Here is a 20532-nt window from a genome sequence, read left to right on the forward strand (position 1 = left end):
ATGACTCAGCACAATGTTCAATTGTTTGCATTAAGCCAACCACAGCAACGTATTTGGTACACGGAGCTTGTGTATCCCAATCGCAACACGTCCACGATTATTACCACTGTTAAAATCAAGGGAACAGTTCGAATAGATGCATTGCAGCAGGCAATGAACCGGGTGATTGCACAAAACGATTCTTTTCGTATCAAAATCACGGCTCGGGACGGCATCCCCTATCAATATGTGGAACCGTTTGCTGCTCAGAGCATAGAAACGCTTCAGGTTACCCCGGAGGAAGCTGAGCTATGGGTCAGCCATCATAACGCACAGCCGTTCCCCTTGTTGGATTCGCAGCTGTATCGGTTTGTTATTTTGCGGTTGGGGGCAGAAGACACCTGGTTTAGTTTCAAAATGCACCATATTATTTCGGACGGCGTAACCATGGAGCAGGCCATTAATGAAATTACGGGGCATTATATGAATATTGTGCATGGTACGGGTTCAGATGCGTCGGCTCCAGCGAATTCATATCTCGATTTTATTCAGGTGGAGCAAAGCTATGAGCAATCGGACCGCTATCAAAAGGACAAGACGTACTGGACGGAGAAATTTGCCGATTTGCCGGAGGTTACAGGTTTAAAATCATACAATCCACTTACGGTGAGTACGGCTGCACGCCGGGAGAACTATACACTGGAGCACGAATTATATCGTGGTGTCACGGCTTTTTGCGAGGCGAATAACATCAGTATTTTTACATTTTTCCTGGCTGCTCTGTATATTTATTTGCATAAAATGACAGGGGAACAGGATTTAACCGTGGGTACATTGTATGCTAACCGTACGTTGAAGAAGGAAAAAAATACAATGGGCATGTTCGTCAGCACTGTGGCTACACGTCAGCGGATTGAGCCGGAATCCGAGCTACTCACCTTCCTGCAGGGTGTTGGCAAGGAGCAGTCGTCCATTTTGCGGCATCAGCGTTATCCGTACAACAAAATCATGCAGGATTTGCGTGAACAGCAAAGCGGCACGGACATTCGCCGCCTGTTTGGCGTTACCATTCAATACCGTACACTGAGCTTCTCCCGTTTTGATGAAGCCGTTCAGCAGGTGCATACCGATTTCTGCGGAGATACGGTGAGTGACTTTGATATTGCCATGATAGACATGCTGGATGACGATAAACTTGTATTGCAGCTGGATTATCGGACCGAGTTGTTCAGCGAGCAGGAGATCGCCCGAATTATTCGCCAATTCCTGAGTGTGGTAGAGCATATGGTGAAAGGGCCACAGAAGCGGATTCAGGAGTTGTCACTGATGAGTGACGAAGAGCGGGCACAAATTATGGATGTATTTAATGCGACAGCAGTGCCCTATCCACACAATGTGGGGATTCATGAGCTATTCGAGGAACAGGCAGAACGTACACCGGATCAGACAGCGGTTATGTTTGGAAATCAGTGTCTGACCTATCGGGAGCTGAATGAACGGGCGAATTCATTGGCACGAATGCTTCAAGCACAAGGAGTAGGACCTGACAAACTGGTTGGTCTGATGGTGCAGCGCTCATTGGAAATGATCGTAGGTCTGCTGGCCGTTTTAAAAGCAGGTGGTGCATATGTGCCGATCGATCCCGAATTTCCGTCCTCTCGTATTGAATACATGCTGGAAGACAGCAAGGCCGAAGTGCTTCTGACCAGTCGTGATCTGGCAGAAGAACATCATTACATCGCCAATACCATGTTTCTTGAGGATGCAGCATTGTATCAGGGAGAAAGCGGCAACCTAGAGGCGATTGCCCGCCCAGAGCATCTGGCTTACGTCATCTATACCTCTGGTTCGACTGGAAATCCGAAAGGAGTTATGCTCCAGCATCGCTCGGTACTCAACTTTATTACCGGGATGCGTGAAATCATCGACTTTGAAGCGAACAAAACGATTTTGTCACTGACGACCATTTCATTCGATATTTTCGTATTGGAAACCATCCTGCCCCTGTTGAGCGGAATGACTGTTGTGCTTGGCGACCGCCAGCATCAGGTGAACCCTCAGGCGCTTGGTGAGTTGATTGCTCACCATCATATTGATATGTTGCAAATGACACCATCGCGGCTGCAGATGCTGATGGATCATGAATCAGGTTTCCGCGCGCTGCGAGACGTAAAGGAAATTATGGTCGGGGGTGAAGCCCTTCCGTCCAAGCTGCTCGCAGCACTGCAAGAAATAAACGGTCCCCGCATTTATAACATGTACGGACCTACAGAAACGACGGTTTGGTCGACCGTACAGGAACTGACTCATGCTCAAGACATTAATATCGGACGTCCCATCGCGAATACCCAAATCTATATCATGAATGCGAGTGGGGAATTGCAGCCAGTCGGTGTGCCGGGCGAGTTATGTATTGCAGGGGAAGGATTGGCCCGTGGATATTGGAATCGCGAAGAACTGACGGCCGAGAAATTTGTGGATAATCCGTTTGCCGGAGGCAAAGTCGGGTATGAACGTATGTACCGTACAGGCGATTTGGCGAGATGGTCGCTGGACGGCAACATTGAATATTTGGGACGGATGGACCACCAGGTGAAAATCCGGGGCTACCGGATCGAACTGGGCGAGATTGAATCGCAGCTATTGCAGGTGGAATCGGTACGAGAAGCGGTCGTCGTGGCCCATACGGACGAAACGGGTCAAAAACAACTCGTGGCGTACTATGTGGCGAGTCAAGAACTCGGAGCCAGCGAACTGAGAAGTGAGCTGGGGCGGGAGCTACCAAGCTATATGGTGCCGTCGTATTTCATTCAATTGGATCAGATGCCGCTGACACCGAACGGTAAAATTGATCGTAAGTCCTTGCCAGCACCGGAAGGCAGCCTGCAAAGCGGAGCGGATTATGTAGAGCCACGCACTGCAACGGAACGGGCACTCGCAGCCGTCTGGCAGTCAGTCCTGGGCGTGCCAACCGTCGGAATGTTGGACAATTTCTTTGATCTGGGCGGCGATTCGATCAAGGCGATTCAAATCGTATCTCGTGCGTTCCAGGCAGGCTACAAGCTGGACATGAAGGATCTGCTTCGATATCCAACCGTTGCAGCATTGGCACCGCACATGCACGAGGCAAGTCATATAGCAGATCAGGGAGAAGTGAGCGGGGAAACAGCGTTGCTTCCGATCCAGCACGGGTTCTTTGAACAAGAGCAAGTGGATGCGCATCATTTTAATCAGGCGGTTATGCTGCACCGGGAGCAGGGCTTTGACGAAGCTGCTTTGCGTCAGGCGCTTATCAAGCTGACGGAGCACCACGATGCACTGCGGATGGTGTTCAGGAAGACCGAGCAAGGCTTTCAAGCGTGGAACCGCGGAATACAGGAAGGCGAGCTGTATCATCTGGACGTGCTGGACTTTAGGGATTTGACAGATGCAGCCATTCTGAGCGCGACGATTGAGGCGAAAGCAACTGAAATTCAAAACAACATAAACCTGTCCGAAGGACCGCTGGTAAATCTGGGTCTGTTCCGTTGCATCGATGGAGACCATTTGTTGGTAGCGATCCACCATTTGGTGGTCGACGGCGTGTCTTGGCGTATTTTGCTGGAAGATTTGGCAACCGGCTATGAGCAATCTTTACGGGGCGAGTCTGTCCGTTTGCCCAATAAGACGGATTCCTTCCGTCTGTGGGCTGATCAGCTGTCGACATATGCGAACAGTTCGGCTTTGGAGAAGGAGCGTGCGTACTGGCAACAGCTGGAGCAAGCGGCAGCTACACAAGCAGCTTTGCCCAAGGATTACACTTGCAAATCCGTGGTCAAGCCTCAGCTACGAGATGACCGCACACTGACCGTGGTATGGACTGTCGAGGAAACAGAACAATTTTTGAAGCAGGCACACCGGGCCTACAATACGGAAGCGAACGACCTGTTGCTGACAGCTCTGGGCACCGCAATTCAGGAGTGGGCAGGCATCCGTCAGGTGCTTGTAAATCTGGAGGGTCACGGACGGGAAGCTATTTTGCCGGATGTGGATATTACGCGTACGGTCGGTTGGTTTACCAGCCAATTCCCGGTTGTACTCGATATGGGCGAGGAACAGAATGTGGGACGGCGTGTCAAGAACGTCAAGGAAGGACTGCGCCGTTTGCCGCATAAAGGAATTGGATACGGGATTTTGAGATATCTTGCTGACGGGGAAGGGGAAGCCGCTTTTGTCGCCGAGCCGGAAATCAGCTTTAACTATCTCGGACAATTCGATCAGGATTTGAAACATAATGCCTTTCGCATGTCTCCTTATTCCATCGGAGCTTCCATTAGTGACACGTTAACCAAGCGGTATGCTCTGGATATCAACGGCATGATCACGGACGGTGCACTGGAACTGACGATCAGCTACAGCAACAAAACGTTCATGAAAAAGTCAATCAAAAAGCTGGCTGATCTGCTTCAGGAGAGCTTGCGTGAGGTATTGGCTCACTGTGTAGAAAAAGAGTTGCCAGAGCTGACGCCAAGCGACTTGTCCTTCCAAGGACTGACAGCTGGAGAGCTGGAACATATTGTAGAGCAGACGGCTGCTGCGGGTGAGCTGGAAAATATTTATTCACTCACACCCATGCAAAAAGGCATCCTGTTCCACGGTTTAATGGAGCCGAAATCCGGGGCGTACTTTGAGCAGGCGACATTTGATCTGCAAGGCAGCTTTCAAGTGGAGGCTTTTGCCGAAAGCTTAAATCAACTGGTGGATCGCCATCAAATATTCAGAACGAATTTTTATAGCGGCTGGAATGAGCAGCCTTTACAGGTGGTGTACCGTCATAAACATGCCGGGTTCCGTTTTGAAGATGTACGTTCAATGGGACAAGGAGAGCAGGATGCATACATTGCTGGTTTTGCTGAGCATGACAAAGCCGAAGGCTTTAATTTCAGCTCAGGCGAGCTGATGCGGGTGTCTGTTTTGCGTACAGGCGAGGAATCGTACCGTTTTGTGTGGAGCTTCCACCATATTTTGATGGACGGCTGGTGCTTGTTCCTAATTGTAGGAGAGGCATTTAATACGTACTTTGCCATCCTCGAAGACCGCAAGCCGGAGCTTGCCCCGGTAACGCCATACAGCGAATATATTGAATGGCTGGAGCGGCAGGACAAAGCAGAGGCTGAACGGTTCTGGAGTGATTATTTTGCTGGTTTCGAGCAGCAGACGGTATTGCCGCAGGCAAAACAGCTGGACGGTCACGCTAAAGAATATGAAGCGGACAAACTTTCGTTTACACTGGACCGCGAAGTGACCAAGCAGATGAACAAGCTGGTCAAGCAGCAGCAGGTAACGGTCAATACACTGCTGCAAGCGGCGTGGGGCGTTGTGCTGCAACGGTATAACAACAGTCGGGATGTTGTATTTGGCAGTGTCGTATCCGGCAGATCAGCGGATATTCCAGGCATCGATACAATGGTTGGTTTGTTCATTAATACCGTTCCTGTACGGATTCACAGTGAGAAAGATATGACGTTTGCTGCGTTAATGAAGCAGATACAGGAGCAGGCACTGGCTTCCCGAGCCTATGAAACCTATCCGTTGTATGAAATTCAGGCCCTGACTGAGCAAAAGCAGGATCTGGTAAATCATATTATGGTGTTTGAAAACTATCCAGTGGAACAGCGTATGGAGCACATGGGCAGCCGTGACACGAACGGTTTTACGATTGCCAATGCTTCAATGTCAGAGCAAACGAACTATGATTTCAACATTACGGTTGTGCCGGGGGATGAAATTCATGTCCATTTGGAGTACAACGCGCGAGTATTGGAACGTACAGCTGTAGAGCAAATCCGTGAGCATTTGCTGCATATGATTGAAGAAGCGATTAACAGACCAGATGCGCTGGTAGATGAGCTGGAGCTAGTGACTGTTTCGGAAAAAGTGAAAATCATCGACGGTTTTGGATCAGTAGGCGTATCTGCATGGAGTGATGAAAAGCAATCAGAAGGGTTGTTCCACGCCTATGTGGAAGAAAAAGCGCAGCTTGTACCGGATCACGTGGCAGTTGTATACGAGGAGCGGCAGCTTACGTATCGCGAGCTGAACGAGCGTGGGAACCAACTTGCTCGTAGATTGCGGAATGAAGGCATTGGGCGCGAATCCATTGTTGGTATTTTAAGTGAGCGCTCGGTGGACATGCTGGTCGGCGTATTGGCAGTATGGAAAGCCGGCGGAGCATATGTACCGTTAGATGCGGATTATCCGTCCGAACGTATCCGCTTTATGCTGGAGGACAGCGGCGCGACAGTGCTGCTGACGCAAATCGGCTTGCAGGAGCGCGCGCAGGCATGGCTGGAGGAAAGCCGACAGGCTTTGGCCGGAGGGCAGTCTGAGGGCGAGCTGGAAACGGCGGTTAGCATTGAAACGATGGAAAGAGACAGCCTTAATGAGGGATTCAGCTTGAAATCAGATTCGTCATCTAATAGCGAAGCAGCATCCGAATCCGCAGCGAACTTGCGTCTGCACACCGTACTGGCGCTGGACGATGAGTCGCTGTACATCGGGGATGCCACGGATGTGGAACCTATCAATGAGCCGCAGGATCTGGCGTATGTGATCTACACGTCCGGTACAACGGGACGCCCGAAAGGGGTCATGATCGAGCATCACAGTTTGGTAAACACAGCCGCGGCATACCGCCGGGATTACCGTTTGAACCAGTTCCCGGTACGATTGCTGCAACTGGCAAGTTTCTCCTTCGACGTGTTTGTCGGCGATATCGCGCGGGCGCTCTATAACGGTGGCACGATGGTCATCTGCCCGAAAGACGACCGGATTGACCCAAGCCGTCTGTACGGCTGGATTCACGACTATCAGATTACGGTGTTCGAATCCACACCGGCTTTAATTGTACCGTTCATGCAGCATGTACATGAACAGGGACTGGACATGAGCAGTCTGGAACTGCTGATCACCAGCTCGGACAGCTGCAGCGTGACGGATTATCGGGTGCTGCAAGAACGGTTTGGCGTGGATGTTCGTATTATGAACAGCTACGGCGTCACGGAAGCGGCGATCGACTCCAGCTTCTACGACGAAGAACTGTCGAAGCTGCCAAGTAGCGGCAATGTACCGATTGGTCAGGCGTGGCTGAACGCACGGTTTTACATCTTGGATAGCCAGCTGAATCCGGTGCCGATCGGCGTGCTGGGCGAGCTGTGCATTGGCGGTGCCGGGGTGGCACGGGGATACTTGAACCGTGCAGACCTGACGGCCGAGAAATTCGTAGCGAACCCGTACGTAGTGGGTGAACGATTGTACCGCACAGGTGACTTGGCGCGGTGGATGCCGGACGGCAATGTGGACTTTATCGGCCGGATGGATTATCAGGTCAAAATCCGGGGCTACCGGATCGAGCTAGGCGAGATTGAAACGGCGATCCAGCGGGTGCCGGGTGTGCGTCAAGCGGTAGTCATCGACCGGACGGATGAGCGTGGACACAAGTACTTGTGCGGATACATCACGGGAGAAGCGGAGCTGCGGATCGAGGAAGTACAGGCCGAGCTGGAAGCAGCACTGCCAGCACATATGGTACCTGCACGCTTGATGCGTCTGGAGACCTTGCCACTGACCCCCAATGGAAAAATCGACCGCAAGGCCTTACCGGAACCGGAAGGAAGCATCCATACCGGTGCAGCCTATGTGGCTCCACGTACTGCGGTAGAACAGGTTTTAGCTTCAGTGTGGGCCGGGGTGCTGGGTGTCGAAACGGTAGGCACGCAGGATAACTTCTTTGAACTGGGCGGCGATTCGATCAAAGCGCTGCAAGTATCCTCCCGATTGCTGCAAGCAGGTTATCGACTGGACATGAAGGACCTCTTCAGCAATCCGACGGTAGCGTCACTCAGTCCTTTGCTTCGTACAGATGGCAAGATTGCCAGCCAGGAAGAGGCCGTAGGCAAGGTAGAACTGACACCTATTCAACGGTGGTTCTTCGAGCAGCAGCCGGTTGATCTGCACCACAGCAACCAGGCGATGATGCTGTATCGAGCTGGGCGCTTTGACATAGACGCGTTGCGCCGTACGATGGACCGTATTGTCCAGCATCATGACGCATTGCGCACGGTATTCCGTGAGACGGAGCAGGGCTATGCCGCTTGGAACCGCAGTGTGGAGGAAGGCGAGCTATACACGCTGGACATTGTAGATTTTAGTGGAGTTGAAGACGAATCCACCGCTGTAGAAGCCAAGGCGAGTGAAATTCAAGCGAGCATTCATTTGAGCGAGGGGCCGCTTGTGAAGCTCGGTCTGTTCCATTGCGCTGAGGGCGACCATTTATTAATGGTCATTCATCATTTGGTTGTGGACGGTGTTTCGTGGCGTATTTTGCTGGAGGATTTGGCATCCGGTTATGAGCAGGCTGTTGCAGGTCAAACAGGCACAGCTATTCGACTGCCGCATAAAACAGATTCATTCCAGGTATGGGCTAAACAGCTGTCAGCCTATGCGAATCGTGCGACGATGGGACGGGAGCTAGCCTACTGGCAGCATATCGAACAAGCAGAAGCAAGCCTTGTGAAGCCTTTGCCGAAGGATTTCACGAATGACAATGCACGGCTCGGAGACAGTGAGGTTGTGACTGTCCGCTGGACGAAGCAGGAAACCGAGCAACTGCTCAAACAAGCTCATCGCGCATACAACACGGAAATGAACGACCTGTTGCTGGCTGCGCTCGGCAAAGCCGTGTATGAATGGTCTGGTTCCGAACGGGTGCTGGTTAACCTGGAGGGCCATGGACGGGAAGCTATTGTACCCGACGTGGATATTACGCGCACGGTCGGCTGGTTTACGAGCCAATTCCCGGTTGTACTGGATGGAAGTCTGGGACAAGGGGGAAATACGGCTCGTCTGATCAAACGGATTAAGGAAGGGCTGCGTCATATTCCACAAAAAGGCATCGGTTATGGTATTTTGCGATACCTGTCAGATATGAATGTGCTGGAAAAAGCAGGCGTGCAGTTACAGGCGCAGCCTGAGATCAGTTTTAACTATTTAGGCCAATTCGATCAGGATTATAAAGGCAACGATCTACAGCCTTCCGCCTATTCCATTGGTGTGCCTGTTAGCACGAACGCGGCTATGGATTTTGCACTAGATATCAATGGATTAATCGAGGATGGGGAGCTGATGTTCACTATTCGCTACGGCACAACGCAGTTCCGTCATGAAACGATTGCACGGCTGGGAGAACTACTGGTATCCGGCTTGCGTGAAGTCATTCATCATTGTGTAGCCCAAGAGAGAACGGTGTTGACCCCAAGTGATGTCTTGTTAAAACATGTAACGCTGGACGAGCTGGAGCAATTGGTGAAAGATACACAAGATATGGGTGAACTAGAAAATGTGTATGCTTTGACACCGATGCAAAAAGGTATGCTCTTCTTCAGTCTAATGGATGAGAGTTCGGCAGCTTACTTTGAGCAGGCCACCTTTGAATGGAATGGACGGTTTGATGTGGTTGCTTTCAGCAAAAGCTTTGATCTGCTCGTACAACGTCATGAGGCGTTACGGACGAACTTTATCAGTTCATGGAAGGATGAGCCTGTACAGGTCGTTTTCCGCAATCGCAGCGGAGAGTTGTACTATGAAGACCTGCGCGGACTGGAAAAAGAAGAACGAGCAGCGCGTGTTGAGACTTTTACCCTTGCCGATAAAGCGAAAGGATTCAATCTCGCAGAGGATGCACTCATTCGTATTTCGATCCTGCAAACCGGGGATGAAACATATCACTTTATCTGGAGCTTCCATCATATTTTGATGGATGGCTGGTGCTTGTCCTTTATGACACAGGAGGTATTCGGCAGCTATCTGGCACTGCGTGCGGGTCATGAGCCAGCGCTGGAGCCTGTCACGCCGTTCAGTCGATTTATTGAATGGCTGGAACGTCAGGACCGTGAGGCAGCTTTGCAATACTGGCGTGGGTATCTGGCGGACTACGAGCAGCAAATTACGCTTCCACAGCAAAAAACACAGCCTAAATCGATGCACACCGGGGAATATGTTGCTGAAGATCTGGATTGCGAATTCCAGCCAGAGCTGGTTGCCCAGATCGAACAAGTGGCGAAGCAAAATCAGGTGACGATCAATACGCTGATTCAGACGGTATGGGGCGTCTTGTTGCAAAAATATAACAACAGTTCGGATGTCGTATTTGGCAGCGTTGTGTCCGGTCGCCCAGGGGATATTCCAGGCGTGGAGCACATGATCGGGCTATTCATTAACACGATTCCAGTGCGTGTGCAGTCTGAACAAGGTGAAAGCTTTGTCGAGCTGATGAAACGAACACAGCGGCAGGCGCTGGCTTCCAATGCCTACGATGCGTTCCCGCTGTATGAAATTCAAGCACTGACCGAGCAGAAACAGGATTTAATCAATCATATTATGATTTTTGAAAATTATCCGGTGGAGCAGCAGATAGAACAGTTAGGCGGCGATGGGCAGGATAAATTTACGATTTCGAACGTGGTGTCTACAGAGGCAACCAACTATGATCTGAACGTCGTCGTGATGCCGGGAGAAGGCATCAAGATTCGTTTTATGTATAACACGCTCAGCTTTGATCAAGCAGGTATTGAGCGTCTGTATGGACATTTTGCCCGTATCTTGGAGCAAATTTCGCTCAACCCAAATGTTCGTGTTGAAGAGCTGGAACTACTCACAGCGGCGGAAAAGCAGCAGATTACAGAGGCATTTAATGACACCGCTTGTGCTTTTCCGTCTCATCAGACGATCCATCAGCTGTTCGAGGAGCAGGTAGAATATACGCCAGATCAGATGGCATTGGTGTTTGGACATCAGAGTCTGACTTATCGGGAACTGAATGAACGGGCGAATTCATTGGCCCGAATGCTTCAAGCACAAGGAGTAGGACCTGACAAACTGGTCGGACTGATGGTACAGCGTTCAGTGGAAATGATCGTAGGCCTTCTAGCCGTTCTCAAAGCAGGTGGTGCTTATGTGCCGATTGATCCCGAATTTCCGTCCTCTCGTATTGCATACATGCTGGAAGATAGCGAGGCCACAGTGCTTCTGACCAGTCGTGATCTGTTGGAAGAGCATCATTGCAACGCCAATGCCATATTTCTTGAGGATGCAGCCTTGTATCAGGGAGAAAGCGGCAACCTGAAGACGATTGCCCGGCCAGAGCATTTGGCTTATGTCATCTATACGTCGGGTTCGACTGGAAATCCGAAAGGAGTTATGCTCCAGCATCGCTCGGTCCTCAACTTTATTACCGGGATGCGCGAAGTCATTGACTTTGAAGCGAGCCAAACCATTTTGTCACTGACGACTATTTCATTCGATATTTTCGTCTTGGAAACCATCTTGCCCTTGTTGGGTGGAATGACGGTCGTGCTTGGCGACAGCCAGCATCAGGTGAATCCGCAGGCACTTGGTGAGTTGATTACTCAACATTCGATTGAGATGTTGCAAATGACCCCATCCCGATTGCAAATGCTGCTAGGTCATGAAGCAGGTTCCCGCACACTGCAAAGCGTGAAGGCTATTATGGTCGGGGGTGAAGCCCTTCCGTCCAAGCTGCTCGTAGCACTGCAAGAAATAAACGGTCCTCGCATTTATAACATGTACGGACCTACAGAAACGACAGTTTGGTCGACCGTACAGGAACTGACCCATGCGGAGCACATTAATATCGGACGTCCTATCGCAAATACCCAAATCTATATCATGAATGCGAATGGAGAATTGCAGCCCGTCGGCGTACCGGGTGAGTTATGTATTGCAGGGGAAGGATTGGCCCGTGGGTATTGGAAACGTGAAGAACTGACGGCCGAGAAATTTGTGAATAATCCGTTTGCTGATGACAAGTCAGACCATGAGCGGATGTACTGTACAGGCGATTTGGCAAGATGGATGCCGGACGGCAACATTGAATATTTGGGTCGGATGGACCATCAGGTGAAAATCAGAGGTTACCGGATCGAACTGGGCGAGATCGAATCGCAGCTGCTGCAGGTGGAGTCGGTACAAGAAGCGGTCATCATGGCACGCACGGACGAAACGGGCCAAACACAGCTCGTGGCGTACTACGTGGCGAGTCAAGAGCTTGGAGCGGGTGAGCTGAGACAGGAGCTGGGACAAGAGCTGCCAAGCTATATGGTGCCGTCGTATTTCATTCAGTTGGAGCAGATGCCGCTGACACCGAACGGTAAAATCGACCGCAAGTCCCTGCCAGCACTAGAAGGCGGTTTGCAAAGCGGAGCGGATTATGCAGCGCCACGTACTGTAACAGAACGAACACTCGTAGCGATCTGGCAGTCCGTCCTGGGCGTGCCAACCGTCGGTATTTTAGACAATTTCTTTGACCTGGGCGGCGATTCGATCAAGGCGATTCAAATCGTGTCTCGTGCGTTCCAGGCAGGCTACAAGCTGGACATGAAGGATTTGTTCCGCTATCCCATCGTCGCAACGCTGGCACCGCATATGCACGAGGTCAGTCGTATGGCAGATCAGGGAGAAGTGAGCGGAGAAACGGCGTTGCTTCCGATCCAGCATGAGTTCTTTGCGCAGGCCCAAGTGGATGCGCATCACTTTAATCAGGCCGTTATCCTGCACCGGGAGCAGGGCTTTGACGAAGCTGCTCTGCGTCAGGCGCTTGGCAAACTAGCAGAGCACCATGATGCACTGCGGATGGTGTTCAGCAAGACCGAGCAAGGCTATAAAGCATGGAACCGCGGAATACAGGAAGGCGAGCTGTATCATCTGGACGTGCTGGACTTTAGGGATTTGACGGATAAAGCCATACTCAGCGCGGCAATTGAGGCGAAAGCCAGTGAAATCCAAAGCAGTATCCAACTGCATGAAGGGCCGTTGTTGAAGGCGGGCTTGTTCCACTGTGCAGATGGAGATCATCTCCTGATGGCGATTCACCATTTGGTCGTGGACGGGGTATCCTGGCGTATCTTGTTTGAGGATTTGGCTACTGCCTATGAACAGGCCGTTCATCAGGAAGTGCTTCAGCTGCCGGACAAAACGGATTCCTTCCGTTCCTGGTCACAAAAACTTTCCACCTATGCGAATAGCACAGCCATGGACAGTGAACACGCCTATTGGGAGCAATGGAACGCAGCTGCTTGGGCTGACCAAGTACGTTTACCTGAGGATCAAGCGCAGACTGAGCCCTTTACCTTGGCTGACACCGATACAGTGGTCGTCCAGCTTACGGAGGAAGAGACATCAAAATTATTGAAGCAAGCACACCGCGCATATAACACGGAAGTGAACGATCTACTTCTGACGGCACTGGGCATGATGCTGTACACGTGGACGGGTCATGAACGCAGTCTGATTAATTTAGAGGGACACGGGCGTGAGAACATTTTGCCGGATACAGATATTTCTCGTACGGTAGGCTGGTTTACGAGTCCATATCCGGTATTGCTGGACGTTGGTTGTGATCCCGCTTGGTCAGAACGCATCAAACAGGTCAAAGAGAGCCTGCGCCTTATTCCCAATAAAGGAATGGGCTACGGAATCTGGAGACATCTGAGTGAATCCGGCCAAGCCGTTGGTCAGCAAGCAGGTGTGCTGAACCTTGGTCAATATCAAGCTTTTGCCGAGCCACAAGTAAGCTTTAACTATCTCGGACAGCTGGATCAGGACTTGCCAAACAGCGGTATGTGTATGTCTCCTTACTCAATTGGATCGGTCGTTAGTGACCGGACGAAGATGAAATATGCGCTCGATGTGAGCGGGATCGTAACGAACGGCATCCTGGAACTGGACATTCGGTATAACGGCAAAGCCTTCCGTAAGGACACCGTCCACATGCTGGCCAATCTGCTGAAATCCAATCTGCTTGAAATGATCGAGCATTGTGTCACACGGGAGCGGACCGAATTGACTCCAAGTGATGTATTGCTAAAAGGTCTGACCCTGGAGCAATTAGATACGATTAAGGAGCAGACCAAGACGGTTGGGGAATTGGAAAATGTGTATCCGCTAACCCCCATGCAAAAGGGGATGCTGTTCCATAGTTTGATGAATGCAGAAACAGGCGTGTATTTTGAACAGGCGACCTTTGATCTGGAGGGGTACTTTGAACCGTCCCTATTCGAGGAAAGTCTGAAGCTGCTGGTTAGCCGACATGCTATATTACGGACGAATTTCTACAGTGGCTGGTATGGTCAACCGTTGCAGATTGTCTATCGTCATAAAAATCCGAGCTTCCGTTATGAGGATGTCAGAGGGCGTGAACACGCTGTAGCTGAATTTGTGGCTCAGGATAAAGCTCGAGGCTTTGATCTAAGCAAGGATGCGCTTATGCGCGTATCCGTCTTCCGCACGGGTGAAAGCTCATACCGTTTTGTATGGAGCTTCCATCATATTGTGATGGACGGATGGTGCCTGTCCCTGATGACGGACGAAGTGTTTGGTGCATATGTTGCCCTGCTGGAGCACAAGCAGCCAGAGCTGGCACCTGTCAAGCCGTATAGTGACTATATCGAATGGTTGGAACATCAGGATGCACAGGAAGCGACCCGTTATTGGAGTGACTATTTGGCAGGTTTTGAGCAGCAAACCTTGTTGCCTGGTGAGAACGCACAAGCTTCTGTCGTCGCACGCAATGAAGAACCAGACGGAAGCGGTGAAAGTTCAAATGCCGGCTATGTTTTGGAAAAGCTGCCCTTTAGGTTGGGTAAAGAACGGACTGCGGCATTAAACCAAATGGCCAAGCAACAACATGTCACGATTAACACATTGCTGCAAAGCGTGTGGGGCGTTATTTTACAGCAATACAATAATAATCAGGATGTTGTGTTTGGTGGTGTGGTATCCGGTCGTCCGGCAGACCTTCCAGGCGTGGAGAACATGATCGGATTGTTTATCAACACGATTCCAGTACGCATTGGCAGTGCACCGGATGCTACATTTGCTGAAGTATTGCAGCGCACCCAGGAACAGGCTTTGGCCTCCAGTGTCTATGATACGTTCCCGCTATACGATATCCAGGCACTGACTGAACAAAAACAAGACCTGATTCATCACATTATGGTCTTTGAAAACTACCCGATCGGGCAACAGATGAAGCAGATGGGCGGTTCCGGCGAGACAAAGGCACAAACAGGCTTCTCGATTGCCAATGTGGCACTTGCCGAGCAAACCAACTACGATTTTAACCTGATTGTCGTGCCTGATGAGGATATCTCTATCCTGCTTGAATACAATGCGCTCGTGTATAGCCGGTCTGCCATGCAGCGTATCCAGGGCCATATCGACCATGTCATCGGACAAATCGTGAATAATCCGCATATCCGTGTGAATGAGCTGGAATTGGTGACACCGGAAGAACAGGCACAGCTCGTTCAGGTCTGGGGGGATACGGCGGCAGCCTATCCGCAGGATCAAACGCTAAGTGCACTGTTCGAGCAGCAGGCAGCGAAAACACCGGATCAGGTGGCAGTGTTGTGCGGAGCGGAATCGTTGACCTACGCTGAGCTGAATGAGCGCGCGAACCGTTTGGCTCGGACGCTGCGTGCGGAAGGTGTTGAACCGGATCAACCTGTAGGCATACTGGTTCACCGTTCGCTGGACATGATCGTAGGCATTTATGCGATCCTCAAAGCAGGCGGAGCTTATGTACCCATCGATCCAGACTATCCGGCGGACCGCATCCGCTTTATGCTGGAGGATTCGGGTGCGAAGCTGATACTGACGCAATTGCATTTGGCGGAGCAAGCCTCACTGAGTTTCGACGGCCAGGTGCTGGTGCTGGATCGCGAGGACATTTACCACGAAGACGGCTCGAATCTGGAGCCACTGGCTGGGCCACACCATGTAGCCTATGTCATCTATACCTCCGGCTCCACGGGAAAACCGAAGGGCGTGATGGTGGAGCACCATTCCGTGCTGAACCGGATTTTGTGGATGCATGATCGGTACGGCTTGAGTGCGGAAGATACGATCCTGCAAAAGACGGCCTTCACGTTCGACGTGTCGGTGTGGGAGCTGTTCTGGTGGTCGCTGGTCGGCTCGAAGGTGAGCTTGCTGTCGGTAGGCGGGGAAAAGAACCCAGAAGACATCGTCGACACGATTGCCCGCGATGGCGTGAGCACGATGCACTTTGTACCTGCCATGCTGCATGCGTTCCTGGAGTACGTGGAGCAGCAGCCACGGGAAGTGATGCAAGCGAAGCTGGGCACGCTGCGCCACGTATTTGCCAGCGGCGAAGTGTTGCCGCCACAGCATGTGGCCCGGTTCCAGCGGCTTGTGTCGAGCCTGGCCGGAGCGAAGCTGATCAACCTGTACGGCCCAACCGAAGCGACGGTGGACGTATCGTACTTCGATTGCGAGCCGGATGAGGAATATGGAGTTATTCCGATCGGAAAACCGATCCAAAATATTCGTCTGTACATCGTGAAGGAAGGCACGGAGCAATTGCAGCCGATCGGGGTTGCAGGAGAACTGTGTATCGGCGGTGTCGGTGTAGCCCGAGGCTATCTGAATCGTCCAGAGCTGACGGCCGAGAAATTTGTGAAAGACCCGTTTGCCGGCGGGGAAGCAGGCTATGAGCGGATGTACCGTACAGGTGATTTGGCGAGATGGATGCCGGACGGCAACATTGAATATTTGGGCCGGATCGACCATCAGGTCAAAATTCGGGGCTACCGGATTGAGCTGGGCGAGGTCGAATCGCAGCTGCTCCAAGTGGAATCGGTACGAGAAGCGGTCGTCGTGGCTCGTGCAGACGAAACGGGCCAAAAACAAATGGTGGCCTACTATGTCGCCGGACAAGAAATGGGTGCCAGTGAGCTGAGAAGTGAGCTGGGCCGAGAACTGCCAAGCTACATGGTGCCATCGTACTTTGTACAGCTGGAGCAGTTGCCGCTGAGTCCAAATGGAAAAATTGACCGCAAGGCTCTACCAGCACCAGAAGGCAGCCTACAAACCGGAACGGATTATGCAGAGCCGCGTACTGCTCAAGAACGCGCTCTAGTAGCGGTCTGGCAGTCGGTACTGGGACTACAGACTGTGGGTATCTTGGACAATTTCTTCGATCTGGGCGGCGATTCGATTAAGGCGATCCAAATCGCATCCCGTGCGTTCCAGGCTGGCTATAAGCTGGACATGAAGGATTTGTTCCAGTATCCGACAGTGGAAGCACTGGCACCGCATATGTATGAGGTCAGTCGTATGGCAGATCAAGGAGAAGTGAGCGGGGAAACCGCTTTGCTTCCGATCCAGCATTGGTTTTTTGCGCAGGAGCGCGAGCGTCCGCAGCACTTTAATCAGGCAGTTATGCTCTATCGTGCCGAGGGCTTTGATGAGACGGCAGTTTGCCAAGTCATGGATCATATTGTGAAGCATCATGATGCGCTTCGTACGGTTTTCCGTCAGGCTTCATCCGGTTACGAGGCTTGGACACGCGGTGTAGATGAAGGCGCGTTGTATACGCTGGAAACGATTGATTACCGTAAACAGGAAACCTATGCGGAAGCGCTGGAAGCGAAGGCAAGTGAAATTCAAAGCAGCATCCACCTGTCCGAAGGACCTCTGGTCAAGCTGGGATTGTTCCGCACAGCCGAGGGCGATCATTTGCTCATAGCCATTCACCATTTGGTGGTGGACGGGGTATCGTGGCGAATTCTGTTTGAAGATTTCTCGACAGGTTACGAGCAGTCGATCAAGGGCGAGCCTGTACGATTGCCCTATAAAACGGATTCCTTCCAAACATGGGCACGGGAGTTGTCGTCTTACGCCAACCGTCCTGAGGCTACATCGGATGAAGCCTACTGGCAGCAGCTGGAACAGGCCAAAGCGGAAGCTGCGCCGCTGCCTAAGGATTTTGCCTACGAAGGCTCCTTGAATGCTGACAGCGAAGTGCTGACGGTAGAGTGGACCGAAGCTGAAACCCAGCAGCTGTTAAAGCAGGCCCATCGCGCTTATAACACCGAGGTCAATGATTTGCTATTGACCGCGTTAGGATTGGCGATGCACAACTGGACAGGCGCCGGACAGGTGCTGGTTAATCTGGAGGGACATGGCCGGGAAGCAATCCTGCCAGAGGTGGATATTACACGTACAGTAGGCTGGTTTACGAGCTTGTATCCGGTGCTGCTGGAAATGGGCAAGGGAATGACACTGGCACAGCACATCAAAGAAACGAAGGAAGGTCTGCGCCGCATTCCACATAAAGGGCTGACCTATGGCACATGGCGCTACTTATCTCCTGCGTCTGCATCAGGTGAAGCGCATGCGATTGCAGCAGAACCGGAAATCAGCTTTAACTATTTGGGGCAGGTCGATCAGGATGTGCAAAACAGTGGAATCACATGGTCATCCTATAGTGCAGGGGAGACAGAGGATGCACATTCACCGCTGCAATATACGCTGGATTTGAACGCGATGATCTCGGAAGGCACGCTGCGCTTGACGATCGCTTACAGCCGTAAGCAGTATCGCCAAGAAACGCTGGAACGTGTGGCGAGACTGCTGCAATCCGCTTTGCAAGAGGTGATTACGCATTGTGTCGCTCAGGAACAGCCGGAGCTGACGCCGAGTGATGTGTCCTTCAAAGGTCTGACGACTAGAGAACTGGAACAAATTGCCGAACAGGCGGCACATACCGGTGAGCTGGAAAATGTATACGCGCTGACGCCGATGCAAAAGGGCATGCTCTTTTACAATCTGATGGATTCGCAATCGGGAGCATACTTTGAACAGGCCTCCTTTGATCTGCGAGGACATTTTAATATCGCTGCATTTGCGGCCAGTTTGGATGTATTGGTGCATCGGCATACGGTACTGCGCACGAACTTTTACAGCGGCTGGAGAGATGAACCGCTTCAGGTCGTGTACCGGAATAAGCGCAGTGAATTGCATGTAGAGGACCTGCAGGATATGGATCAAGAGAAGCAAAACGAATACATCCTTGAATATACGCGCAAAGACAAGCAAAGAGGCTTTGATCTGGCGCAAGATGCTTTGATGCGTGTGGCTGTTTTGCGCACAGGTGAGGATGCGTACCGTTTTGTATGGAGCTTCCATCATATCGTGATGGATGGCTGGTGCTTGTCGCTGGTGACAAACGAAGTGTTTGCGAGTTATTTTGCGATACTGGCCCATAAGCAGCCGGAACTGGCACCTGTAACGCCGTACAGTCAATATATCGAATGGCTGGAACAGCAGGATCGTCAGGCCGCATCAGGTTACTGGAGCAAGGTTCTGGAAGGATATGAGGAGCAGTCCCGCTTGCCACAGGCAAAAATCCAGGGTAAGACGGGGTATCAGGCGGATCGTCTGGATTTTGACTTAGGTGCGGATCTAACGGCTGGCATTCAGCGCGTAGCCAAGCGTTATCAGGTGACGATTAATACGTTGATGCAGACCGTTTGGGGCATTTTGCTGCAAAAATATAATGGTACAGATGATGTGGTGTTTGGCAGCGTGGTATCTGGACGTCCGGCAGACATTCCGAATGTGGAGCACATCATTGGTCTGTTTATCAATACCATTCCTGTACGCATCCGCAGTCAAGTGGACAGTTTATTCTCAGACATGATGAAGCAAACCCAGGAGCAATCGATCGATTCCCATGTCTATGATACGTATCCGTTGTATGAAATTCAGGGGTTGTCGGAGCTTAAGCAGGATTTGATCAATCATATTCTTATTTTTGAGAACTATCCGGTAGAGGAACAATTGGAGCAATTAGGCAGCGGTGAAGAGTCCAGCTTCACGATCACAGGAGCCGAGTCTGTCGAGCAGACCAACTATGACTTTAACTTGGTGGTGCTGCCGGGCAACACTATTCACATGAGCTTTGGTTATAATGCCCTTGCCTTTGAACGGGAAAGCGTAGAGCAAATTCGAGGTCATCTGATGCAGTTGCTGGAGCAGGTGACAGCGAATCCGAACATTCGTGTACATGAACTGGATATGGTTACGGCACAGGAGCGTGAGCAAATCGTTGAGGTTTGGGGGAATACAGCGGCAGCCTATCCAAGCGAGCAAACGATCCACGGCTTGTTCGAGGCGCAAACCGCGCAGACGCCGGAGCAGACAGCCTTGTTCTTCGAAGGAGAGCAGTTGAGCTATCGCGAGCTGAATGCACGCGCCAATCGTCTGGCTCGTACCTTGCGTAGTCAAGGTGTGACGAAGGATCGTCTGGTGGGCCTGATGACTGAGCGTTCGGTGGACATGATCGTAGGTATCTTCGGGATTTTAAAAGCTGGAGGTGCATATGTCCCCATCGATCCGTCGTATCCAGAGGAGCGTATCCGCTACATGCTGGATGACTCGGGAGCGAAGTTGCTGTTGACACAAAGTCATCTGGTAGACAAAGTCACGTTTGACGGCCGCATGCTGGTGCTGGATGAAACGCAGGATGTGTACCATGAGGATCATTCCAATCTGGAACCGTGGTCCGGTCCGAACGATCTAGCGTATGTGATCTACACGTCGGGTACAACGGGGCAGCCGAAGGGTGTAATGCTGGAGCATCATGGGCTGTGCAATCTGAAAACGTATTTTGATCAGACGCTTCGGATGAGCACG

1 protein-coding gene (running past one end of the window) is annotated in these 20532 nt (G+C 51.4%); it reads left to right on the forward strand.

All coding sequences use genetic code 11. The features are described from left to right. Positions 1-20532, forward strand: the 5' end (the start) of a protein-coding gene (locus tag AOU00_RS25025; protein WP_069291939.1) for a non-ribosomal peptide synthase/polyketide synthase. 21636 nt of this gene lie beyond the right edge of the window; the window shows 20532 of its 42168 coding nt (coding positions 1-20532); the start codon lies at positions 1-3; its stop codon lies off the right edge, out of view.

This window comes from Paenibacillus polymyxa (assembly GCF_001719045.1).
GTDB classification, from domain to species: Bacteria; Bacillota; Bacilli; order Paenibacillales; family Paenibacillaceae; genus Paenibacillus; species Paenibacillus polymyxa_B.